The organism is Leptospiraceae bacterium, from assembly GCA_015075105.1.
Lineage (GTDB): Bacteria > Spirochaetota > Leptospiria > Leptospirales > Leptospiraceae > JABWCC01.
The window spans coordinates 1533254-1554919 of the sequence record JABTUZ010000001.1; the positions used below are offsets into that span (position 1 = coordinate 1533254).

Sequence of the window (21666 nt, forward strand, 5' to 3'; positions counted from 1 at the left end):
AAAAATATGCCGTAATAATTTACGGCATATCTCCAAGCCCACCGGCATTGACTACATCTATAAAACCGTTTGATTTTAATAGTTGAGTTGCCGATGCACTTCTTACACCTGATGCGCAATACAAAACTATTGGCTTACTTTTATCTCCTAATTCACCAAGTCTTGAAGACAAGGTATTTAAAGGGATGTTAATCGCTTTATTATAATGTCCATCTTGAAACTCATCTTTAGTTCTTACGTCGATGATTTTCGCCCCAGACTGAATTTTTTCAATTAGAATATTTTGTGACACTCTTCCTCTCCTTTTTAATAAAAACTGAATTCCAAAAATCACTACAATTGCAATGATAAACCATAAAGTGCTAATACTCATTCTTTCACCTCCTCAAATTCTCCTTCTGCTAAAATACTTAAAATTCCACCACTAACATTCCAGACATCTTTAAATCCATTTTGCAATAGAATCCTTGTAGCCAAATGTCCTCTAAAACCAACCCTGCAATACACGAATAATTTTTTATTTTTCGGGATTTCAGAAATCCGAAATCTTAGCTCATCCACAGGAATATTCAGGCTATTCAGAATATGTCCTTTAGAATATTCACCTAAGTTTCTAACATCGAGTAACACAGAATTATTTTCCGAAAATTGATTTTTCAACTCCCTTGAAGTCACAGTTGGACTAAACCCTGATCTTGAATTTTCTGCTATGAATGCGATCATATTTACAGGGTCGTTTGCACTAGAATAGGGTGGAGAATACGCTAAGTCCAATTCCGACAAATCTTCCAAGGTCATCTTCCCGTGGATTGCAACAGAAATAACATCAATCCTTTTCTCTACCCCACTTTTTCCGAAACCTTGTGCACCCAGAACCCTTGAATTTTTCTTATCGTAAACCAATTTCAATGTAATCTCTTCAGACCCTGGGTAGTAAGAAGCGTGGTTATTTTTGTGAATGATTGCTACCCCTACTTCAAATCCTGCATCCACTGCAGCTTTTTCAGAAAGCCCTGTAGATGCAAGAGTAGAATCAAAAATCTTCACCACACTTGTGCCTATGGAACCACGGTAAGGAATTTTTCCACCGAGCACATTTGTTCCAACGATTCTACCTTGTCTATTGGCAGGTCCTGCAAGAGGAACTCTAACCTTTTTCCCTGAAACTTTATGAAGTATTTCTACCATATCCCCCGCTGCAAAAATATTTGGATCAGAGGTTTGTAAATATTCGTTCACTAAAAGCCCGCCGGATTTTCCGATTTCTAACCCACAACTTTTTGCGAGATTCAATTCAGGTCTAACTCCAACAGAAAATAAAACAATCCCGGCAGGAATCTTTCGACCATCGCTTAGAATTACTTCTTTAGTGGACGACTCGATAGATTTGACTCCAAGTCCTGCTATCACTTTCACCCCGGACGATTCTAATTTTTTCTGAGCGTAATACCCAAACTCCTTATCCATAGTTGCCATAACTTGATTAGAAAGCTCTACTATTGTAGTGTCGAGTTTTCTTAGATGAAATGCTTCACCCATTTCAATACCGATAAACCCTCCTCCTACAACTACAGCGCTCACTGGCTTTTCTTTGTTTATAAAATCATGGATTCGATCCATATCGGGAACATTCCACAATTTGAATACGTTAGGCGAATTTGATCCGGGTAGTTCAGGAATGACTGGGTTTCCCCCTTGCGCTAAAATACACTTATCGTATTCTAACCATTTTTCACCATCAGAATTTTGTATCTTAATCTTCTTATTTTCTCGATTGATTTCTACAGCTTCTGTTTCTATGAAAACTTGGATTTTATAGCGTCCCCAAAACCCATCAGGAGTCTGAAGTAGCAACTGAGATCTTTTTTGAATCTCTCCAGAAATAAAATAAGGGAGACCGCAATTCGCATAAGACACATAAGGTCCCTTTTCGATAATAGTAATCTCACAAGCCTCGGAAATTCTGCGAATTCTGGCTGCTGCTGTAGCCCCACCGGCAACCCCGCCTACAATAATAATTTTTTCCATAATATTTCTCTATATCCAATTTTTTTTCACTGCAAAATTTTGTCCAGAACAATATACCCCTATGGGTATAGGGGTTACTCAAATTTTTCCTTTATAAGAATAGATAAAACCAGGAGATTTTTTTAAAAAATTTGATTAGAGGAATTTGTTTATGTTCGTGTAAATTGCGGCTTGACTATTTTTTTTAATCGATCTATTTACAAATAACTTTTTGCTGTAGTGAACTCTCTGAATTTACTTTGAAGTCAAAAAATGGCTTAATTTCTTTTCTGTATCATGAAACCCGAGTGCAACATCAATCGAGGTTTTTAGAACAGGCAGCCCTGATCCTTTTGTAACATAACCATATCTGGAAATATCTCTTGCCTTCTCAACAATTTCTTTTTCGTTATGGGAAGAAAAAAATAAAATTGGAACATCTTTTGACTTTTGAATTCTTTTTGCTGTTTCCAATCCATTCATCCCTTCTCCGAGATCAATGTCCATAATCACTAGATCGATTTCAGATTTCTCTGCAAATTGAATAGCTTCTTCACCATTGGAGGCGTGTGTGCTTAAAAAACCAAAACTTTCTAAAGCCTGTAAATGCACCATAGACACCATTTCGTTGTCTTCAACTAATAGAATTTTCTTCTGCAGGTGGGTCATCTATATTTTTGGCTCTAAAAGGTTTAGAAAAATTTCTAACTCCACTCTTGCAAATGAAAAGTATTTGTGCAACCTATTTTTACAAAATTTTCCAAGAAAAATTCGTTATTACCTGAGTATCGGATCGAAAAATCCATGTATTAAAGAATAAAATACTTTTTCTAATTTTTGATAGATATTTTCAAAGAATTGTGGTTTATGGCAGTATGAAAAGATTATTTTACATCGTAAATATTTTTCTATTTATTCATTGCGGTATAAGACCAAGACTCTTAGAAAAACCAGTCATCGAAATTCAAGGACATCAGGGAGCCAGAGCCAAGTTTCCGGGGAACACTCTACCTTCTTTTGAATACGCTCTTTCTAAAAATATTGACGTATTGGAATTGGACGTTGTTGTGAGTAAAGATAAAAAGTTAGTAGTGAGCCATGATCTTTTTTTAGAAAAAGAAGACTGCTTATCTCCTGAAGGAAGATTACTAAACGAGGGTATTCCCATAATAACCCTAAATTATGACGAAATAAAAAAATACGACTGTGGTAGTATAACTCAAAAAAGATTCCCAAATCAAAAATCAATTCCCAAAACTTCAAGGCCACTGCTTACGGACGTTATTCACTTAGTAAAAAAATCAGGGAAAGACAAAGTAAAACTCAATATTGAAACCAAGATTTCTCCCGGCTTAGAAAAATGGACTGTTTCCCCTTTAGAATTCAGTGAGCTACTCATAAACGTACTAAAAGGGGAAAACTTTTTAGACCGAGTTTATTTTCAGTCCTTTGACTACAGGACCCTGACTATAATCAAAAGACTCTATCCAAAAGCAAAACTTGTCGCTCTTTTTGAAGGGAACTTAGTTGATTACGCGCAGACTGCAATCGGGATAGAGGCAGATACGATTTCACCAAACTACCAATGGATTACAAAAGAGCATGTCCAAAAAATTCGATCTATGGGGATCAGAGTAATCCCTTGGACTGTAAATTCTAAAGAAGAAATACAACGCATGATCGATATGAATGTGGATGGAATTATTTCTGATGATCCGGATTTAGTTATCAGCATTTTAAACCGTGGATAAATTTCTCTGAAGACCATAGGAAAGTATTTTTTAAATGGAAAGACAAAACTTTCCTTTCAAAAAAAACACCCTTGGATATTCAATCGTCAAATCAAAAACAAAAAAGAATTTCGAAACGGCAGGTTGGTTGAAATTGTATCCGACGACTCGCCAAAAACTTCCGGTATAGGGATTTATTCCTCTAATGGCTTAATTGCAATTCGAATAATCTATTTTGGAGAAAATTTTTCTCTTCAAGAAGTGCACGGTATGGTATTCACCGCTATAAAAAAAAGACTTCCTCTTTTAGAATACACGGATAGCCTCAGGTGGATTCATGGGGAAAATGACGGATTTCCAGGAATCACGATAGATATGCATGGAAATTCCCTAATTGTTATGGTGTATTCTGACTCACTTTCGGTATATTCAAGATACGTTAGCCGCGTTTTAAATTACTATTTAGAAAAAAAATTTTCTGTAAAAGCAAAAAATATTCTACTTAAAATTCCTCGCAGGATCGGCAAGGAAAACCTCCCTCACTCCAAAGAAAATCTTAAATTACTGAAAGGCACTCTCCAAAATAATACACTTCTCCATTACAGAAATTTAGAGTATAATATAAACCTGCAATCTCAAAAAGGTGGTACTTACGATGATCTCCGTAACCTGAGAGATTTTATTATAACAAATCAAAAACTATTTCAAGGCAAAAAAGTTTTGAACCTATTTTCGAACAACGGTTTGACTTCCGTAGTTATAGAAAGAACTGGGGCGAAGTCTATTTATTCTTTAGAAGATAGTGAGACCTCTATTCAAACTCATCTAAAAAATCTTACAGATTCTACCAGAAAAAAACACATAGTAAAGAAATTAGATTTATTTAAAAATTTATCAAAATACTTAGAAGAGCTAAATGAGTTTTTTGACGTGATTCTAATAGACCCACCAAGTCTAACTTCTAATGCAAAAGATGTTACAAAAGCAAAATTGATTTATTCTCGTTTCATCGAAGACAGCCTGCCCTTTCTATCCGAGAAAGGAACTCTCATTTTATGCTCTTGCTCCAATAGGATCCATAAAAATGAATTTGAAAGGATTTGTAAAGACAGTCTATCTAAATCCAAGAAAAAATATAAAAAACCGATTCGGTTAAGAAATGAAGCAGACCACCCTGTTCTATATTCTTTTCCTGAAGGGGATTATCTAAAGGTACATATTTATACAGAGGTAACTTCTATTTTAAAATAATTTGCACGGTACAAATTTTTAAAATGAATTAAAATATATAGTTTCAGGAAAATGACTTTTTAAAAAATTGAGCAAGTGGCTTTGCTGTATTTATAAAATGGCGTACCTGCAAAAAGTCGTTTTTTGAAAAAGCAATTGTTCAAAAAGCCAATAAAAGTGTCATTTTCTAGCGTTGTAAAAAGCCCTGAAAGGGGTTTTTGCAATAGCGTCATAAAATCCAAGTTAAATTTTTTGGAAATACTCTAATTTTTCATTCCTATAAAAAAACCAAAGCAGTAAAAATTATTTCTTTTATAAATGATAAATTCCAAAAACATGGAATTAAGAATGGTCTATCAAAAAAAACCATTACAAAACTTATAAAAAGGAAAAATTATGAACGATAGATTGAAAAATTTTAGTAAAACAATTTTAGTTTTATTATTTGGAATATCATTTCTTTTAGCTTGGAATTGCGGAGAACAAAACTCAGAAAAGTCGGACACAAACTCCAACCAAGAAAAATCAGCAGAAGCTCCAAAAGCTGGAGTCGAAAAAACCAAAGAAGAAAAAATTGCATCAGGAAAAAAGATTTATTCTGAAATTTGTGTTGCTTGCCACTTAGGAGAAGGACAAGGCTCTCCCGGTTCATTTCCACCCCTCGCAAAAAGCGACTTTTTAAACAAAGATAAAAAAAGGGCAATCCACACGGTTGTAAAAGGGATCAGTGGTCCGATTACCGTAAACGGAAAAAAATACGACAACGTCATGCCTCCTCAAACTCTTGGAGATGAAGATGTAGCAGATGTACTAACTTATGTTTATAACAGTTGGGGAAACGCAGGTCATGTAATCCATGCGGACGAGGTAAAACCAGAGAGATAAGCCTTGAATTCACACTTTTTGAAAAAGATAATTTTTTTTCAGTCTCACCTGTTTATCTTTTTTTTAACTGTTCAGGCAGTTTTTTCAAATCCTAATTTTGAAAATATGGTTTTAGTAGAAGGAGGGAATTTTTTTCCTCCTTTTGCAAACCAAAAAATAAAAGCAAAAGTACAATCCTTTTTCTTAGACACCTACCCTGTTACCAATAAAGATTATCAGAAATTCTTAAAGGAAAATCCATCATGGCAAAAAGAAAATATTTTACCGATCTATGCAGACTCAAACTATTTAGCTAAATTAAAAGACTGTGGAATATTTTCTTCTTGTAATGAAGATTCTCCCGTGACTTATGTGTCTTGGTTTAGTGCAAGGGCTTATTGTAAGTGGAAAGGAAAAAGGCTTCCAACAGTCACAGAATGGGAATTTGCAGCTACGGATAGCGGGACACACACTCAAAAAGACAACGATAAAATCTTAGAGTGGTATTCTAAACCCAACCCAAAAATTTTCCCAAAAGTAGGGACTGTGTGGAAAAGTAAGTCAGGTGCATACGACCTAATTGGCTCTGTTTGGGAATGGGTTGATGATTTTAACACTGCATCTGTAACCGAAGACTCTCGCTCCGATTCGGATCTAGACAGGAATTTATTTTGTGGTGGAGCAAGCCTTGCTTTAAAAGATTTTAAAAATTACGCTTCTTACATGCGGTTTGCGTTTAGAAGTGGTCTAAAAGGGAGATATACAATAGCAAATCTTGGGTTTCGTTGTGCCTTAGATGTACCTATTCAAAAAAAAATACTATGACTAAAAAATTACAAATCTCTATTCTAATTACGACTTTACTTTTTAGTTTTTGCAAAAAAGAAGAGTCTGAAATTTCCAAAGAACCGGCTATTTCGCCTTACGTTTTAGAATCGGTTTGGAAAGACCAAAATGGAAAAGAAATGAAACTAAAAGAGCTTATGGGAAATTTAGTTTTTATATCCATGTTTTACAGTTCTTGTAATTCTGTGTGTCCTAGAATCGTGAGCGATATTAAAAAATTAGAGAAAAGCCTCTCTAAAAGTACACTAAAAAAAAGTAAATTTGTAATGGTATCTTTAGACGAAGAAAAAGATTCTCCCGAAAAGATGAAAGCCTATATCGAAAAAATGCAACTAAATGAATCAAGGTGGATTCTATTAAGTGGAAACAAAGATGCAATTCGAGAGCTATCCATTGTATTAGAAACAGATTTTAAAAAAATGGACGACGGTGAAATCTCCCACTCAGCCATAGTTACACTGATTTCAGAAAAAGGAAATATTTTAGCTAAAGAAAAAGGGATTGGTGGGGAATTCTCAGAAATCCAAAAAAAAATACAACTGAATTGAATTAGGCTCCAGAATAGTCTCGACTAAATTAAAGAAGACTCCAGAATAGTCTTGACTAAATTGAAGAAGACTCCAGAATAGTAGGAAGTCTAATTATGAAACGATATATCAGTGAGTTTATTCAAAAAGATTTATCTTCAAAATTTGTAATTTTATCTGGACCCCGTCAATCTGGCAAGACAACACTTTCAAAAAATCTCTCCTTAACATCTGAATACATCAATTATGATTTAAAAGAACACCGTAAGATACTATTAGAAAAATCTTGGGATAGAAAAAATAAAATAATTATATTCGATGAAATTCATAAAATGAAAAACTGGAAATCTTTTTTAAAAGGCATTTATGACACAGAGGGAATAAACCCCGGAATACTTGTAACAGGAAGTGCAAGATTGGATACATACAGGAAATCAGGAGATTCCTTAGCCGGAAGGTATTTCGCCTATCGTCTCCACCCTTTAGATATTAAAGAACTCTATAAATTTTCTAATGAAAAAGATGAAAATAAGATTTTAGAAAAATTACTTACAGTCGGTGGATTCCCTGAGCCCTATTTGAACGGAAAAATAGAATATTACAGGCGATGGAAAAAAACACACCAAGATATAATCATCAGGCAAGACTTACTCGACTTAGAGAAAGTCAGAGATATTTCTTCAATAGAAACCTTGATTGAGTTAATGAGGGAAAGAGTCGGGTCATCTATTTCTTATACCTCACTGTCCGAAGATTTGCAATACAGCTCTAAAACGATAAAACACTGGCTTCAAATTTTAGAAAATCTTTACGTTATTTTTAAAATAAAGCCATACCACAAGAATATTGCCCGAGCTTTATTAAAAGAGCCAAAATACTACTTTTTTGATACTGGACAAGTAAGCGGAGATGAAGGAGTGAAGTTAGAAAACGTTGTAGCTTGCGCTATTTTAAAAGAATTACATTATATGGAGGATGTAAAAGGGACAAGTACCAATCTATACTACCTTCGCTCCAAAGAAAAAAAAGAAATTGACTTCCTAATAGAAATTGATAAAAAAATTACAACCCTAATAGAAGTGAAATTATCAGAAACGAATCTATCACCAAATTTTCGTGCTTTTTCTAGATACTTTCCTCAAGCAAAAAAGATTCAACTAGTTAAAAATTTAGATAGAGAAAAAACTTTCCCTGATGGATGTGAAATACGTTATGTGGCTAAATGGCTTAAAACTATGAAGTTTTTCTAAAAAAACCTAGTTTACTACATAATCCTTTTTTTCAAAACTACCGATAGAGCTAAGTAGAGGGAATAACTATGATGCGCTCACTTTGGACAGCTGCTACAGGAATGATAGCCCAACAATTTCATATCGACACAATCTCCAATAACTTGGCAAACGTAAATACTACAGGTTTTAAAAAAAATCGTGCTGACTTTGAAGACTTGGTTTATCAACATCAAGTGCTTGCGGGAACTCCTGCTACCGCAGTAAGTGAAATCCCTACAGGCGTAAACGTAGGTCATGGGGTTAGGGCAGCTGCCTCTCAAAAATTATTTGAAATAGGCTCATTCCAAGCTACAGGAAATAAATTGGACATGGCGATTACAGGAGAAATGGGTTTTTTTAAAATACAAATGCCGGACGGTACATTTTCTTACACAAGAGACGGCTCTTTCAAAATAGACTCTAACCAGCAAGTGGTTACGTCTAACGGTTATTTATTTGAGCCTCCAATCGTTTTACCGGAAAATGCAATTTTAAATACTCTTTCGATTGCAGAGGGTGGAGAGGTAACCGTAAAAATTGGAAGTGATATTCGACCAACCGTGATAGGACAAATTGAGCTTTATAGATTTGTAAACCCGGCAGGACTTCAAGCAATCGGTAAAAATCTATTTAGAGAAACTGTTGCCTCTGGCCCAGAAATTCCCGGTACCCCCGGTATGGAGGGAATGGGAAATATTTTGCAAGGCTTCTTAGAAATGAGTAACGTCAAAATCGTAGAAGAAATGGTGAATATGATTGTAGCTCAAAGAGCTTACGAGTCAAACTCTAAGGCAATCCAGACCTCGGACAATATGCTTTCGACTGCAATATCTCTAAAGAGATAAAATGGTATTTTTAATTAGAAAGATATATTCTAAAATGGTAGAGGTGCTTGCCGTTTTTTTCACGACTACGCTATCATTTCGATTGTCCGCTTTGCCATGCAAAGTCTCCAACCCTTACGGTCGATCCAATCGCTATCGCTTGTATTCAAGTTACCTTACGTTATTCGCTTTAACTTTTACTGTTCCCTTAAGCTCTGAAGATTTTGCGAAAGAAGGAATTTTTTTAAAGCCGAGGGTCTTACTGAATTCAAACGAAGTTTGGTTGAAAGATATTTCTAATTTTCATGAAAAAACTTGGAATATTAAAATTTTTAGTAATTTAATTAGCCCGAAAATTTTAAGTATCAATGAACTTGAAAAAATATTGGTTAGTAACAATATATCAGAAAAAGTTTTTGGAAAAAATAGCATCCTAATTCCTTTCACCAAAGAATTTACAAAATCTGAATTAGAAGAATCTTTACTGAGCGAAATTTCTTCTAAATCGGGGATAGAAAAAAGTGAATTGAAAATCACCTATAATGGAAAAAAAATTAATCTACCTGAATCAGGGGTTGAATTTCGATGGGCAAATTTTCCTAAAAACCTAATTTCTGGTAGAAGAATTTTTCCACTAGACATATATTTTCAAAACGAAAAAATCCATACAGTAAGACTAAATTTTTTATTAGAGAAAAAAATAACCGCAGTAGTTTCAAAAAGAAAAATCAGCAAAGGAAAAATTCTAAGTAAAAATGACTTTGAAATTCGCTCCTTTTACAGCGAAGAAGACAACAAGGATCTTTTTTCAGAAGACGTAACCGGATTCACTGTTCTTGGAGAAATCGAAGAAAATAAACCAATTCGGAAAAAAGAAATCAGAAATTCTTTTTTAGTGGAGAAAGGCTCTGAGGTAACTATTGTATTCACTAAAGGCAACCTTGTAGTAAAAGGAAAATCAAGGGCAAGAACTTCAGGAAACTTAGGTGACTTAGTTCAAGTGAATGGGCATTCCAACCATTCAATATTGACTGCTAGGGTTGCAGATAGGGGAAGCGTAATAATTGAGTAAGAAAAATTCTAAAATCAAAACAAGATTAGAAAGACTAATCGATAAATCTTTATTTATGCGGAAAACAATGCTTTCATTTTTTTTAAAATACTTTTTTTTTAGTTTACTCTATTTTTCTTTTAGTTTATTTTCCCAATCTCTTTGGATAGATACTGACCCGTATTCATCAGGACAAAAAATCAAAGTCGGATCTGTGATTAAAGTAGTTTTAAAAGACGGTTTAAAATCAGAATATGAGTTTGAAGGAAAAAAGGATGAGTCTCATACAATTAAATCTATTCCAGACAAAAAAATTGTATCGGACCTAACTCCATTCAATTCAGATAGAAGCCTAGCAAAAAAAAAGAACGGTAAATCAAAATCTTCCGGAAAAATTCTTGGCTCTCTTTCGGTTCTTGTGACAGAGATAGATCCAAATACTGGAAATTTAATTATTGCAGGTACTAAAGAAACCTATATTGATAAAGAAAAAAATGTGCTAAGGCTCACAGGGATCGCCTCTCCAAAAGATTTAAAAGAAGATAAAATAATTTCGAGTGATTTAATAGCCAACTTGAAAATGGAGTTTCAGGGAAGTATATCCGAAGAAATTCTTACTAGCCCAGACGTAAGACTAAAAGAAACTAAAAATCCAGACGGAAGTGTAAGCGTAAAGGCAGAGCTATCGGAAAACGAAAAACAAGAAATCATTTTAAAAAATTTGAAAAAAATGCTTGGAGAAAGCGAATGATTTTTCGACTCAGCTTTATTTTTTCTTTTATTTTTCAAGTCTCAACATTATTCGCTGTTGAGATTAGGCTAAAAGATATTGCAAGGATCGAAGGAATAAGAGAAAACCAAATCACAGGTTACGGGATTGTAGTAGGTCTTTCTGGTACAGGGGATACCAAAAGCGCATTAACAAGTGAAAGTATGAAAAACTTTTTAAAGAACTTAGGACTAAGCTCTTCTTCCTCATTCCAAACTCGTAATATCGCATCCGTAATCATAACTACAAAAATTCCATCCTATTCAAAAAATGGGGATAGGCTCGATGTAACGGTCTCTTCTATAGGAGATGCAAAAAGTTTAGAAGGTGGAGTCCTTGTTCAATCCCCTCTGAAATCTGCAAATGGAGAAGTGATCGCAGTGGCAAGCGGGGTAATATCTTTCGGTGGAAAAGAAGATAGAAGTCAAGGCTATGGTAAAAAAGAAAATCGTACTACAGGTCTAATACACAGAGGAGCCATAGTAGAAAGAGAAATTCAAGGAAACTTCCTCGAATCCGGTAAATTTAAAATAGTATTGGAAGACCAAGATTTCTCTACCTTAAATACTTTGACAAAACTTTTAGAAGAAAAATTATCTTCTAAACCGGTTTCCCTCTCTCCTACAGAGATTGAAGTAAGTGTTCCGCCTAACGTAAAACCTGTAGAATTTTTAGCAAATTTAGAAAACCTAACTTTAAACCCTGAGTCAAAAGCAAGAGTAGTAATCAACGAAAGAACAGGCACAATCGTAATGGGGGCAAATGTAGCAATTGATGAGGTAGCGATTTCCAAGCAAGGCTTATCTCTATTCGTAACTGGAAAGAAAAAAGAAGACAAGTCGAAAGAGACGGAACAAAAAGTATTACTAATAGAAGAGTCTCCAAGAGTGTCCGATATAGTAGACGCACTAAACAAAATCGGTGCATCCACAAAAGATATAATTTCTATTTTAGACGGTTTAAAAAAAGCAGGGGCGTTACACGCAGAGGTTATTATACAATGAATATTAGCGACTATACAAATAGACTGAATTTAATGGATAGAAAGGAAGTTGAAAATATTAAAAGGTTGGAATCTAAAAAACCTAGTTCTGACACTCTTAGCAATTCTAAATTTCAGGAAATTCTTCGAGAAGAAATAAATAAGACAATTGAAGGGAAGCTCCCCTCTTCTTCTGTAAAACTGCCCAATAATATTAAATCCGAAATTTCTTCAGACCCTTACAGAAAAAAGCTCTACGATGCAAGTGTAGAATTTGAATCCATATTCGTAAAAATGATGCTAAAAGAGATGAAAAAATCTGTTGAAAAAACAAACCTAATCCACGGAGGGTATGCAGAAGAAATTTTTGAAGACATGCTATACGATGAATACGCTAAAAATATTTCAAAAAATGAATCTTTGGGACTTGCAGAAGAAATCTATACTACCTTATCCAAAAATTTACCGGATCGATAGTTCTCTTAAATTTAGACTATTGCAATTGAGCACAAGAGTTAAAAAAAATACCATCTTGGCTACTTGAAGTTTTTTAAATATATAGATAACTGTTATTTTTTTCAAATAGTAAACTCAATAAATACTTGACTATGCAAACTATACAGATTCCCATAAAATAGAAAGGGATGATTCTTACCCTGTAGTTTTAGACAAAAATAAATTATGAAAACTCGATAAATGAACCAAAACCAATTTATCAATCGACTAAACACATTTGTGTTTCAAGGAGGAAAAAGAAATAGAGATTTTCCACTTGAAAAAAGAATTTTCAACCTTACAACCTTATACGGTGGATTCGTACTTGTATTTTTGATCGGTCCATCCAATTATTTTCTGAAATTCTCATGGATTGTTCAAGCTATAAATATTGCTACCGGAATATTTTTATTTGTGCTTGCTTATATTTCTTTTTCTAAAGGAAAGCAATTCATATTTTTATTTCTGATTGTTTTACTTTTCTTTGGAGACTTGCTTTGGTTTACAAATGGTGGAAGTCAAGGCTCTATCACTACCTATCTTATAATACACTTAATTTGCATAATTATACTTTCAAGAGGAAAAACACGTTTCTATATTTCTGTTTTGAGTTTAGTAAATCTTTTAGCGATTCTAATCATAGAATACAACCAACCGGATCTCGTAATTCCGTATAATAATTCCAAAGAAAGATTTTTTGATTTACTGACCGGGCAAGGAGTTTCCGGTATAGCCATTTTTTTAATCATATCTTTGGTAATGAAAAATTATGAAAAAGAAAGAAAAGAACTAAAAGAGCAAAATTTAGTCTTGCAAGAATTATCTCTAAAAGACCACTTAACGGGTCTGTACAATAGAAGATATCAAATGGCGAGATTGAAAGAAGAAATTCAAAATTTTAACAGATACAAGCACTCATTTTCAATTCTACTGATAGACATTGACTTTTTCAAAAAAATTAATGACTCGTGGGGACACGCTGAAGGAGATCGAATACTCGTTGAATTTTCTGAGATACTGATTCAATTTCTTAGAATCAACGATGTTTCCAGTAGGTTTGGAGGAGAAGAATTTTTAGTTATCCTTCCAATGACAAAATTAAACGAAGCCTTACTGGTATCTGAAAAATTAAGAGCCAACGTCCAAAAAAAGCTTCTTTTGCCGGATGGTAGCCCAACTACTCTTTCCATTGGAGTACAACAATACCATAACGAAAGTGTAGCAGACTTGTTATCCAAGGTAGATCAAAAACTCTACCGTGCAAAAAAATTGGGAAGAAATCGAGTAGTGTATTATTAAAACCAGAATTAAATTTTCAAGATAAATTTTTTGCGAACTTTTGAAGCTCAGAAATATTGTAATAAAAATAAGGGAAGTCTCTGGACTGAAAAATTTCAGCAATGCGACCATTTCTAAATATAGAAAGTTTTTCTTTTTCCCAATATTTTTTTTCTTCTGTCAAAAGTGCGGACATTTTTTCGTTCAATTGCACTAACCGAGTATGAATTTCTTTTTTATTGCAAGTAGGGTCTTGAAATTTTGCGAACAAAGATTTTTTCTCCATGACTAATGGGTCTTCATGAGATAGAAATTTTTCAGGGGAATGTTTTAAATCTCTAATTGAATTTTCAATTGTTTTTTCATCGGGGAAGCTAAGCGAAAACCTATCTACAGGTGTTAAATTCATTGTTGCAGTTGAAATTGTATAATCACAAAATCCTCTTTGAAAGAACTGTAAAAGTACGTTATCCGATATTGCCTCATAACGTCCTCCTCCAGTCCCATGAATAAAAAAATCTGCCAAAAAAATTCGGATAAACATAGTAAGAGTGATCGCTCTCGGTATGAGTTCTTCGCCACTATAACTTTCTGGTACATGAATTCTTTTCCCGGTTTTCTCGTCTAAAACCCAAAAAGGCATATCTCCCTCTTTTATTTCAGGGAGGGGTTGAGCTGGATTTTTAATCTTGTGTAAAAATCGGTATTCATGCAAACTTTGATTGAATATTTTAATAAAAAAACTAAGATTTTCTTGAATTTTCTTAGAAAAGATTTTAAATGCAGGCAGAGTAATTAAAAAACTCACTGGAATAGAATGAATTCTTACTCCCATATTTTTTAAAAATGCAATTCTTTGGTTCTCAAGGACTGTTGATATTTCTTCAAAAGAGTCTAATTTTTTTTCTATTTCAGTGAGACAGGAAATTGTCTGCAATAAGGAATTCTTCGTTAAAAATTTTTCGGAACTCTTTTTGGCAATTTGAACACTCTTTCGTAATTTTTCTTTGTCTTCTATTGCAAGATTGGAATTTTTGTATATACCGTAATTTTCAGAAGAAATCAATAAGTGCTTCTTCTGTGCATCTCCAGAAGACTCAAATTCGGGATAATTGAATCCAATCTCAAACTCATCTGTATCTACAGAAAGGTGGATAGCTACCCCACCGATATCTGATGCAATTTTACAAGTCAAAAAATCTTTCCATAATATACCCGGGTGATGAAATTCAGGTTGATGCCCTGTCATGATTAAGGGTTTATTCGATACATCCTCGCCTATATACTCCGATATACTTTTAAAAAAACTTTTTCGTAAATCAAAATATCCTTCTTTTGAAAAGCCTTCGGGAATTTCATTTTCTCTACTATTGAAATGTTTCAATGAAATCTCTTTAATTTCTGAAAAAGATTTTCCTATCTTTACTTCTTTTAACTCATCCATACGTTAGTTGCAAGCTCAAGAAAACAAAATTGACAATTCGGTGATATCTAAGGACTCTCTGGAAAAAAAAGGCTCTGCTGCCAGTTTACCGATTCTAAGCCCGAAATAACGGTTTAATAAAATAAACTCATCTATTACACGTCCATTTCCATTTTTGATAAACTGAGACTCGTAGCACTCCATAATTTCTTTTTTCTTATCTAAAAAGTCTCCTATATCCACTAAAAAAGACGGATGTATGTTTAATTTTATATGATTGGGAAAATAGTATAAAATCTTTTTTGGAAAAAAAGGCTCACCCGAAATATCTGACTTCGAAAGTTTAGAGTAGAATTTTGAAGCTTCAACCAATTTGCAGCATTCTGTGTGATCTGGATGAGAGTCAAATTCATAGTGTGTAAAAATTATTTCAGGTCGAACTTCCCTAAAAATTTCTGCAATTTTTTTTCGTCCTTCCACAGTATCTAAAATAAATCGATTCGGAAAATCCAACTCTATTCTTTTAACACCCAGTAAATCTGACGCTTTCCTGCTTTCTTTCTTTCTCGTTTCAATGCTCCCAAATGGAGTAGGCTCTCCATTCGACAAATCCAAAATAGTGACTTCGTGACGATTTTTCAGCATCCTAAGAATCGTCCCACCCATAGAAAGCTCTACATCGTCAGGGTGAGACCCAACGCAAAGTATTTTCATAAATACATCTCTTTATGAATGGCGTACCTGCAAAAAGTCGTTTTTTGAAAAAGCAATTGTTCAAAAAGCCAATAAAAGTGCCATTTTCTAGCGTTGTAAAAAGCCCTGAAAGGGGTTTTTGCAGTAGCGTCATGAATACAAATAGTCATAAATTTTAGTTTTAAGTTTCTCTGCATCTTCCTTCCCCAATTCATAAGTCGCTCTTGCTTTCTTTGCATTTGTATAATCAAAAGTAGTGATAGGTAACTTCCCGCCTTTAGGTTGAATCAAAAAAGTTTCACTTAATAGTTTCTTATCCTTATCTACAATAGTAACGTCATCATAATGAACTGCAATCTTTTTAATTCCCGGTGAAAATTTTTCAAGAAGTAGATTGTTTGTAACCCCACCATCAATATAGTATTCATTCGAAATTCTTTGAAAAGATACGACAGGCGGAACCGAGGATGAATTCATAATAATTTGCTCAACCATCTCAGGGTATATAAAATCTTTTTCGGTGAATATCACTTCAGTTAAATTCCACCTGTGAACAATTCTTTCTACACGGTTGCACGGGATTCCTCTTTCTTTATCTTTTTCATCAAGAATAATCGCTCTTGCAGTTTGTGGAATCAGTCTTGCCTTTCTGTAATAATTTTGATATTTCTCCATACGCGGAAAAGCTCGAATCGAGAGGATGAAAATTTTCGTACCACTTTTTTTTATCTTGTCCAAATTCAAAGAATTACGAATTGCACGCCTATACATATTTTCATGCGGGAAGGGTCTTTTTCCTTTTAGCAAATTTAAAAAATACATATTTTTAGGATTTCTCTTTACTAACTCTTCAAAATATTCTAAAGCCTCCTCCTCTTCTTCGGAAAGTATTGTAAGTATAAACGCAGCCCCTGCGCTCACCCCACTCATCTCATGGAACTTCAGTCCCCATTGCCTTAGTGTGTAACCAACTCCAAGAGCGTACAATGCCTTACACCCTCCTCCCGCAAATGCAAGAGCAAGACGCGGTTGACCCAAAATTTTACGATAGCCTGTCTTTAAAAATTGTACCGGCTTCATTATTTTGTGGTTAATTCAACATAGGGTCTTTTGTATTCTCTGCAAAATATTTGTAAATTCCTCCCATACTCCTAAGCGCTTCACGCCAAACTATTTCCGGCTCTTCCGAAAAAATAATTTCAGGATTCGCATCGTGAGTCGCCCATGATTTTCTTTCAAACTCACTTTCTAACTGCAAAGCTCCCCAACCGGAATATCCGTGGAAGATATGAAACTTGGAACCATTTTCGATTAGTGTGAGTAAGAGATCAAAACTTCTTGATAGAAATACTCCAGGGATAACTTCAAGCCCACTATTTTCCAACTTATTATTATTATGAAGTATAGAAATAAAACTCGGATCGACAGGACCTCCAAAATACATGGGGGCTTCAGTTTTTGTATGAGAAGGAAGACCTAAAACAACATCTCTCAAAAGGTAATTAGACCTTTTATTTACTACAAGTCCAAACGCGCCTGACGCATCGTGCTCCACCATAAAAACAACTGTCTTATGAAAATCGTCGGTTACAACACTGGAATTAGAAATCAGTATCTTACCTTTTACCGAAGGATACATGCTCATTTTATTTCTTAGATGAAATCTCCGATAAGATCCTATGTGCAATTTCCAAAGTCTTAATATCGGTTTCCCCTTCTACGTTTGGAGTTGCTTTGCCATTAATGCAGTTAATAAAGTGCTCATGCTCTTGTTTTAATGGGTTGTCCTTGTGTACGAAAATTTTTTCTACAATAGATTCCTGTTTGTATTTTATCTCACCTACACCAAGTAAAATATTTGAAGTCGCCTGCCTGTGTAGCTCAATCTCTTGATCTGTAAAATTCAAACGAACATAGTTTTCTTTTTGAGTAATGTTTAAAGTACGAATTTTAGCTTGAGTACACCTTGAAGCATTGATATTTGCTACACAACCATTTTCAAACTTTATAATCACAGAAGCAATATCTTCGTGATCGGATACAATTTTCGAACCAGATGCGTACAGTTGAATCACTTTTGATTTTACCAAATTGAGTACAATGTCAATATCGTGAATCATCATATCGAGAACTACACCCACATCTTTGATTCTGGAATTGTATGGAGCAAGTCTCCGAGACTCTATAAAGATAGGTGAGTTTACAATTTTTCCAAGCTCCAATATGGCACCATTGTATCTTTCTACGTGCCCCACTTGAAATATGAGATTATTTTTCTTGGACAAATCTACCAATTCTTTGGCTTCTTCTACAGTTTCAGCGACAGGCTTCTCAACCAAAACATGTTTTTTTGCAGTTAGGGCTTTTTTGGATATTTCATAGTGCAAAAAAGTAGGTGCTGCAATAACAACAGCATCTGACTTTTCAATAATTTCATCGGGTGTAGAATAATTAGAAGTACTATACTTTTCCGAAATCATTTTACTTCTTTCCGGGTCTTTATCGTAAACCCCTACTAACTCTGCATCTACTAATTGTTTTGCAACATTCACATGGTACTGTCCCATGTGACCTACACCGATTACACCTACTCTTACTTTTTTGGACATATTCCGCTCTTTTACTTAAATATTTTACTTTTTAGAGAACTACCGTTATTTCCGGATTCTCTTGCAAACTCTTCTAAAAGCTCTCTCTGTTTTTTGGTTAGCTTTTTTGGAATTTCAATTCTCACAACTACATGCTCATCACCCTTACCATAACCGCCTAGATAAGGAATCCCGTTTCCTTTCAATCGAAACACCTGACCCGATTCTGTTCCCTCTGGAATTTTCATCATCACTGTCTTACCTTCTATAGTCGGTACTTCAATTTCTCCGCCAAGACAAGCCATTGTCAACGGTATTTTCTTTTCTATGATAATATCGTTTCCTTCTCTTTCAAATACAGAATGTTTTTTGATATGAGTTACGACATAAAGATCTCCGGACGGTCCCCCTTTGGGTCCTGCTTCACCTTCTCCTGAAACTTTCAACCTACTGCCGGACTCAACTCCAGGTGGAATTTTGATGTTGATTGTTCTTTTCTTTTCAATAAGACCATTTCCACGACAAGTCTTGCAAGGATTAGAAATTGTAGTTCCGCTCCCACCACATTTCCCGCAAGTAGTAGCTACAGAGAAAAATCCTTGCGTTTTTCTGACTTGACCTGCTCCACCACATTCAGAGCAAGTGATTGGGCTAGACCCTTTGGCCGCCCCCGTGCCCTTGCAATCTGTACAGGTTTCAGCACGCGGAATCTCAATTTTAAATTCCTTCCCGAGTGCTGCATCCTCCAAGGTAATCTCTAAATTGTACCTAAGATCGCTCCCTCTTCTGGGCCCTGATTTTCTGCTACCTCGCCCGCCCCCGCCAAAAAAATCACCGAATATATCTTCAAAGCCGCCAAAAATATCAGAAAAATCGGTATATGCCCCCTGGCCAAATCCTGCTCCACCGGCACCCACTCCAGCTTTTCCAAACTGATCGTAAGCCTTTCTTTTCTGAGCATCCCGAAGAACCTCATAAGCCTCTGTGGCTTCTTTAAATTTTTCTTCTGCTTCTTTATTGCCTTTATTTTTATCGGGGTGGTATTGAATGGCTAACTGACGATAAGCCTTTTTTATCTCATCGTCAGTTGCTGTTTGGGATACCCCCAGAATCTCGTAGTAGCTTTTTTCACTCATAGTTTTTTTCTATTTTTTATCTTCATCCACCACAGTGTAATCAGCGTCCACTACCTTTTCCCCATTAGCATTTGCAGAATCGGAAGTGTTTCCACCTGTTGGTCCGGCAGACCCTTGAAACCCGGGATCCCCTCCAGGAGTTTGACCGCCGTAAATCTTGCCGCTAATCTCAGTAGAAATTTTAGTAATAGAATCTTTTGCAGAATTGATTCTATCTAAGTTCCCGCTTGCAATCGCTTCCCTAGCTCTTTTAATCTCGTCTTCGGCTAATTGCTTATCCGATGCAGTGATCTTGTCCCCTGCCTCTGCAACTGCTTTTTCAAGAGAATAGGTAAGAGTTTCAGTTTCGTTTTTAGCTTCTGCGACTGCCCTTGCTTCTTTGTCTTCTTGTGCGTGGGCTTCAGCATCTTTCACCATTTTCTGAATTTCCTCTTCTGATAGTCCCGAAGAAGATTCAATTCTAATTTTCTGCTCTTTTCCTGTTCCAAGGTCTTTCGCAGATACGTGCACAATCCCATTTGCATCTATATCAAAAGACACTTCTATTTGAGGAACACCTCTCGGAGCCGGATTAATCCCTACAAGATCAAACCTACCGAGTGTTCTATTGTCCTTTGCCATTTCCCTTTCACCTTGAAGAACGTGTACGCTTACAGTAGTCTGGCTATCCGCAGCAGTAGAAAACACTTGAGATTTCTTGGTAGGAATCGTAGTATTTCTTTCGATGAGCTTAGTCATAACCCCACCTAAAGTTTCAATTCCAAGAGAGAGTGGAGTCACATCGAGTAGCAACACATCTGTTACTTCACCGGCTAATACCCCACCTTGAATTGCAGCACCCATAGCCACAACCTCATCCGGATTTACAGATCTATTCGGCTCCTTCCCGAAAATCTCTTTTACCAAGTCCTGTACGGCTGGAATTCTGGTAGAGCCTCCAACCAAGATTACTTCATCAATCTCATTTGCAGAAAGACCAGCATCTTTTAGAGCATTATTGCATGGGATTCGGGTCTTATCTACTAAGTGCTTAGTCAATTGCTCAAATTTTGCCCTTGTCAAAGTCATGTCTAAATGTTTTGGTCCACTTGCATCTGCAGTGATAAACGGTAGATTGATTTGAGTTGATTGAGTTCCAGACAATTCAATTTTTGCTTTTTCTGCAGCTTCTTTCAATCTCTGCTGGGTGTTTTTATCTTTAGAAATATCAATACCCGTTTGCTTTTTAAATTCTTCTACAAGCCAATCAATCACTACTTGGTCAAAATCATCTCCACCAAGATTTGTGTCTCCATTGGTTGACTTCACCTCGAATACACCATCGCCAAGTTCCAAAACACTCACATCGAATGTTCCACCTCCAAGGTCATACACTACGATCTTTGCATTTTGTTTTTTCTTATCAAATCCATAAGCCAATGCTGCTGCGGTTGGCTCGTTGATAATTCTTTCTACTTCTAATCCGGCAATCCTGCCCGCATCCTTAGTCGCCTGTCTTTGCTCGTCATTAAAATACGCTGGAACTGTAATTACTGCTTTGGTAATTTTTGTGTTCAGGTAGTCCTCTGCGGTAGCTTTCATCTTCTGAAGAATTTTTGCTGAAATCTCTTGAGGGGTAAACTCACCCTGACTCGTTTCAAATTTTACTCCATCGTTACCGGCACGAACAACTTTGTAAGAAATATTTTTTGCTTCTCCTGAAACTTCGTTGAATCTGCGACCAATAAATCTTTTTGCAGAACGAATTGTATTTTGACCATTCGTAATCGCTTGATTCTTCGCAAATTGTCCTACAAGAGTTTCCCCTTTTTGAGTAAACGCTACTATAGACGGGGTAGTTCTTGAGCCTTCCGCATTTTGTATTACAACAACATCTCCTCCCTCCATTACAGAGACACAGGAATTTGTTGTTCCAAGATCAATACCGATGATTTTTTCTTTTGCCATTTCTT

At 35.4% G+C, this 21666-nt stretch carries 21 protein-coding genes and 1 pseudogene; 12 read left to right on the plus strand and 10 right to left on the minus strand.

What is annotated here, in order from left to right:
* Window positions 1-19 precede the first annotated feature (19 nt).
* The 3 genes from HS129_07480 to HS129_07490 all read right to left on the minus strand — a co-directional run bounded on the left by HS129_07480 (window position 20) and on the right by HS129_07490 (window position 2676).
* On the minus strand, window positions 20-373 hold the full coding sequence (locus HS129_07480) for a rhodanese-like domain-containing protein (protein MBE7411889.1): 354 nt from the start codon (window positions 371-373) through the stop codon (window positions 20-22).
* Complete coding sequence (locus tag HS129_07485) at window positions 370-2028, minus strand: FAD-dependent oxidoreductase (protein ID MBE7411890.1); 1659 nt, start codon at window positions 2026-2028, stop codon at window positions 370-372. Before HS129_07485 ends, HS129_07480 begins: the two co-directional genes overlap by 4 nt.
* A gap of 234 nt (window positions 2029-2262) precedes the next feature.
* Window positions 2263-2676, minus strand: coding sequence for a response regulator (locus tag HS129_07490; protein MBE7411891.1), 414 nt, complete (start codon window positions 2674-2676; stop codon window positions 2263-2265).
* A gap of 206 nt (window positions 2677-2882) precedes the next feature.
* Here HS129_07490 and HS129_07495 point away from each other — a divergent pair, with 206 nt between their 5' ends.
* The 12 genes and pseudogenes from HS129_07495 (at window position 2883) to HS129_07550 (ending at window position 13895) form a co-directional block, all read left to right on the plus strand.
* Window positions 2883-3758: a glycerophosphodiester phosphodiesterase gene (locus HS129_07495; GenBank protein ID MBE7411892.1), complete on the plus strand. Its 876-nt coding sequence runs from the start codon at window positions 2883-2885 to the stop codon at window positions 3756-3758.
* Window positions 3759-3968 (plus strand): annotated as a pseudogene (locus tag HS129_07500) (hypothetical protein). It begins immediately after the preceding gene.
* Window positions 3969-5363: 1395 nt separating this feature from the next.
* Window positions 5364-5852, plus strand: a complete 489-nt coding sequence (locus HS129_07505; protein ID MBE7411893.1) for a cytochrome c — start codon at window positions 5364-5366, stop codon at window positions 5850-5852.
* Window positions 5853-5957: 105 nt separating this feature from the next.
* Entirely contained in the window at window positions 5958-6656 is a 699-nt protein-coding gene (locus HS129_07510; protein ID MBE7411894.1) for a formylglycine-generating enzyme family protein, read from the plus strand.
* Window positions 6653-7225, plus strand: coding sequence for an SCO family protein (locus tag HS129_07515; protein MBE7411895.1), 573 nt, complete (start codon window positions 6653-6655; stop codon window positions 7223-7225). The genes HS129_07510 and HS129_07515 overlap by 4 nt, the downstream gene beginning before the upstream one ends.
* Window positions 7226-7320: 95 nt before the next feature.
* Window positions 7321-8454 carry an ATP-binding protein gene (locus tag HS129_07520; GenBank protein ID MBE7411896.1) on the plus strand — a complete coding sequence of 378 codons (1134 nt, stop codon included), beginning with the start codon at window positions 7321-7323 and terminating at the stop codon, window positions 8452-8454.
* Window positions 8455-8522: 68 nt separating this feature from the next.
* Window positions 8523-9320, plus strand: a complete 798-nt coding sequence (gene flgG, locus HS129_07525) for a flagellar basal-body rod protein FlgG (protein ID MBE7411897.1) — start codon at window positions 8523-8525, stop codon at window positions 9318-9320.
* A gap of 1 nt (window position 9321) precedes the next feature.
* Entirely contained in the window at window positions 9322-10371 is a 1050-nt protein-coding gene (gene flgA, locus HS129_07530; protein ID MBE7411898.1) for a flagellar basal body P-ring formation protein FlgA, read from the plus strand.
* Between the two features lie 55 nt (window positions 10372-10426).
* Window positions 10427-11101 carry a flagellar basal body L-ring protein FlgH gene (locus HS129_07535; GenBank protein MBE7411899.1) on the plus strand — a complete coding sequence of 225 codons (675 nt, stop codon included), beginning with the start codon at window positions 10427-10429 and terminating at the stop codon, window positions 11099-11101.
* On the plus strand, window positions 11098-12123 hold the full coding sequence (locus HS129_07540; GenBank protein MBE7411900.1) for a flagellar basal body P-ring protein FlgI: 1026 nt from the start codon (window positions 11098-11100) through the stop codon (window positions 12121-12123). Before HS129_07535 ends, HS129_07540 begins: the two co-directional genes overlap by 4 nt.
* A complete protein-coding gene (locus HS129_07545) occupies window positions 12120-12578 on the plus strand; it encodes a rod-binding protein (protein MBE7411901.1) in 459 nt (152 codons plus the stop codon). The genes HS129_07540 and HS129_07545 overlap by 4 nt, the downstream gene beginning before the upstream one ends.
* Before the next feature lie 219 nt (window positions 12579-12797).
* The gene (locus HS129_07550; protein MBE7411902.1) at window positions 12798-13895 is read left to right on the plus strand and encodes a GGDEF domain-containing protein; all 1098 of its coding nucleotides are present in this window, start codon (window positions 12798-12800) and stop codon (window positions 13893-13895) included.
* 16 nt (window positions 13896-13911) lie between these two features.
* On the opposite strand, the gene HS129_07555 is transcribed toward HS129_07550, so the two are convergent.
* The 7 genes from HS129_07555 to dnaK all read right to left on the minus strand — a co-directional run bounded on the left by HS129_07555 (window position 13912) and on the right by dnaK (window position 21661).
* Window positions 13912-15318 carry a hypothetical protein gene (locus HS129_07555; GenBank protein ID MBE7411903.1) on the minus strand — a complete coding sequence of 469 codons (1407 nt, stop codon included), beginning with the start codon at window positions 15316-15318 and terminating at the stop codon, window positions 13912-13914.
* 15 nt (window positions 15319-15333) lie between these two features.
* Entirely contained in the window at window positions 15334-16011 is a 678-nt protein-coding gene (locus tag HS129_07560; GenBank protein MBE7411904.1) for a PIG-L family deacetylase, read from the minus strand.
* A 129-nt stretch (window positions 16012-16140) separates the two neighbouring features.
* Window positions 16141-17070 (minus strand): patatin-like phospholipase family protein, encoded by a 930-nt coding sequence (locus tag HS129_07565; GenBank protein MBE7411905.1) that lies wholly within the window; start codon window positions 17068-17070, stop codon window positions 16141-16143.
* 10 nt (window positions 17071-17080) lie between these two features.
* Window positions 17081-17635, minus strand: coding sequence for a YqgE/AlgH family protein (locus tag HS129_07570; protein MBE7411906.1), 555 nt, complete (start codon window positions 17633-17635; stop codon window positions 17081-17083).
* 1 nt (window position 17636) lies between these two features.
* Window positions 17637-18599, minus strand: a complete 963-nt coding sequence (locus tag HS129_07575; protein ID MBE7411907.1) for a Gfo/Idh/MocA family oxidoreductase — start codon at window positions 18597-18599, stop codon at window positions 17637-17639.
* Between the two features lie 11 nt (window positions 18600-18610).
* Window positions 18611-19714, minus strand: coding sequence for a molecular chaperone DnaJ (gene dnaJ / locus HS129_07580; protein ID MBE7411908.1), 1104 nt, complete (start codon window positions 19712-19714; stop codon window positions 18611-18613).
* 9 nt (window positions 19715-19723) lie between these two features.
* A complete protein-coding gene (gene dnaK, locus HS129_07585) occupies window positions 19724-21661 on the minus strand; it encodes a molecular chaperone DnaK (GenBank protein MBE7411909.1) in 1938 nt (645 codons plus the stop codon).
* Between the last annotated feature and the right edge of the window lie 5 nt (window positions 21662-21666).

What these genes read in the sequence shown, in the direction of transcription:
- HS129_07480 (MBE7411889.1), bottom strand. Translation starts at nt 373, where the DNA reads ATGAGTATTAGCACTTTATGGTTTATCATTGCAATTGTAGTGATTTTT.
- HS129_07485 (MBE7411890.1), bottom strand. Translation starts at nt 2,028, where the DNA reads ATGGAAAAAATTATTATTGTAGGCGGGGTTGCCGGTGGGGCTACAGCA.
- HS129_07490 (MBE7411891.1), bottom strand. Translation starts at nt 2,676, where the DNA reads ATGACCCACCTGCAGAAGAAAATTCTATTAGTTGAAGACAACGAAATG.
- HS129_07495 (MBE7411892.1), top strand. Translation starts at nt 2,883, where the DNA reads ATGAAAAGATTATTTTACATCGTAAATATTTTTCTATTTATTCATTGC.
- HS129_07505 (MBE7411893.1), top strand. Translation starts at nt 5,364, where the DNA reads ATGAACGATAGATTGAAAAATTTTAGTAAAACAATTTTAGTTTTATTA.
- HS129_07510 (MBE7411894.1), top strand. Translation starts at nt 5,958, where the DNA reads ATGGTTTTAGTAGAAGGAGGGAATTTTTTTCCTCCTTTTGCAAACCAA.
- HS129_07515 (MBE7411895.1), top strand. Translation starts at nt 6,653, where the DNA reads ATGACTAAAAAATTACAAATCTCTATTCTAATTACGACTTTACTTTTT.
- HS129_07520 (MBE7411896.1), top strand. Translation starts at nt 7,321, where the DNA reads ATGAAACGATATATCAGTGAGTTTATTCAAAAAGATTTATCTTCAAAA.
- flgG (MBE7411897.1), top strand. Translation starts at nt 8,523, where the DNA reads ATGATGCGCTCACTTTGGACAGCTGCTACAGGAATGATAGCCCAACAA.
- flgA (MBE7411898.1), top strand. Translation starts at nt 9,322, where the DNA reads ATGGTATTTTTAATTAGAAAGATATATTCTAAAATGGTAGAGGTGCTT.
- HS129_07535 (MBE7411899.1), top strand. Translation starts at nt 10,427, where the DNA reads ATGCGGAAAACAATGCTTTCATTTTTTTTAAAATACTTTTTTTTTAGT.
- HS129_07540 (MBE7411900.1), top strand. Translation starts at nt 11,098, where the DNA reads ATGATTTTTCGACTCAGCTTTATTTTTTCTTTTATTTTTCAAGTCTCA.
- HS129_07545 (MBE7411901.1), top strand. Translation starts at nt 12,120, where the DNA reads ATGAATATTAGCGACTATACAAATAGACTGAATTTAATGGATAGAAAG.
- HS129_07550 (MBE7411902.1), top strand. Translation starts at nt 12,798, where the DNA reads ATGAACCAAAACCAATTTATCAATCGACTAAACACATTTGTGTTTCAA.
- HS129_07555 (MBE7411903.1), bottom strand. Translation starts at nt 15,318, where the DNA reads ATGGATGAGTTAAAAGAAGTAAAGATAGGAAAATCTTTTTCAGAAATT.
- HS129_07560 (MBE7411904.1), bottom strand. Translation starts at nt 16,011, where the DNA reads ATGAAAATACTTTGCGTTGGGTCTCACCCTGACGATGTAGAGCTTTCT.
- HS129_07565 (MBE7411905.1), bottom strand. Translation starts at nt 17,070, where the DNA reads ATGAAGCCGGTACAATTTTTAAAGACAGGCTATCGTAAAATTTTGGGT.
- HS129_07570 (MBE7411906.1), bottom strand. Translation starts at nt 17,635, where the DNA reads ATGAGCATGTATCCTTCGGTAAAAGGTAAGATACTGATTTCTAATTCC.
- HS129_07575 (MBE7411907.1), bottom strand. Translation starts at nt 18,599, where the DNA reads ATGTCCAAAAAAGTAAGAGTAGGTGTAATCGGTGTAGGTCACATGGGA.
- dnaJ (MBE7411908.1), bottom strand. Translation starts at nt 19,714, where the DNA reads ATGAGTGAAAAAAGCTACTACGAGATTCTGGGGGTATCCCAAACAGCA.
- dnaK (MBE7411909.1), bottom strand. Translation starts at nt 21,661, where the DNA reads ATGGCAAAAGAAAAAATCATCGGTATTGATCTTGGAACAACAAATTCC.